This is a genomic window from Pseudomonas imperatae, assembly GCF_057128625.1.
In genome coordinates this window covers 1-539 of record NZ_JBSKHP010000087.1, presented here as the reverse complement: position 1 = coordinate 539, position 539 = coordinate 1, and the positions used below count along the sequence as shown (strand labels likewise).

Genomic DNA, 539 nt, shown 5'->3' with positions numbered 1-539 from the left:
TTCGCAGCTCTCCCAGGGCGTCCTCATCACCAACGTCGGCGAGGGGCATCTCGGCTACAACAAGGGCAACGCGTGCGTGACCGACGCCGTCGACGCCTATCTCATCGACGGAACCGTGCCGGACGACGGCCACCGCTGCGGCTGAGAGGCGCCGCCTCGCCGAGCACACCAGCGTCCGCGGAACGTAGGCTTGTCGTCGTCCCCGCCCGAAGGAGCACCATGACCACGCCCGACCTGGCCACCTACATCGACCACACGCTGCTCAAGCCCGAGGCCACCCGCGCCGACGTCGAGCGCACGATCGCCGACCTGATCGAGCAGTGGGTCGACCGCTCCCTCGTCGCCGATGCGCTCGCCGACGCCGCGGACGCGGGAAAGCTGCTCTCCCCCGCCCGCCTGACCGAGTATCTGGAGCCGCTGGCCAAGCCCAACAAGTACCCCTCGGGTGCCGCGCTCGCGGCTGATCTGCTCGCTCTTGCGGGCGTCGACGCGGTGGTGCCGGCCGATGCCTGAGCCCGACGGCTACAAAGACTGGACGG

At 69.9% G+C, this 539-nt stretch carries 2 protein-coding genes; both read left to right on the top strand.

What is annotated here, in order from left to right; translation table 11 throughout:
• The coding region (locus ACWKWX_RS32740) for an alpha/beta hydrolase (RefSeq protein WP_483829946.1) at positions 1-145 on the top strand (145 nt) is incomplete at its 5' end.
• 74 nt (positions 146-219) lie between these two features.
• The gene (locus ACWKWX_RS32735) at positions 220-513 is read left to right on the top strand and encodes a hypothetical protein (RefSeq protein ID WP_483829945.1); all 294 of its coding nucleotides are present in this window, start codon (positions 220-222) and stop codon (positions 511-513) included.
• Positions 514-539 lie beyond the last annotated feature (26 nt).

Coding starts and splice junctions, on each gene's coding strand:
- ACWKWX_RS32735 (WP_483829945.1), top strand. CDS start 220: ATGACCACGCCCGACCTGGCCACCTACATCGACCACACGCTGCTCAAG.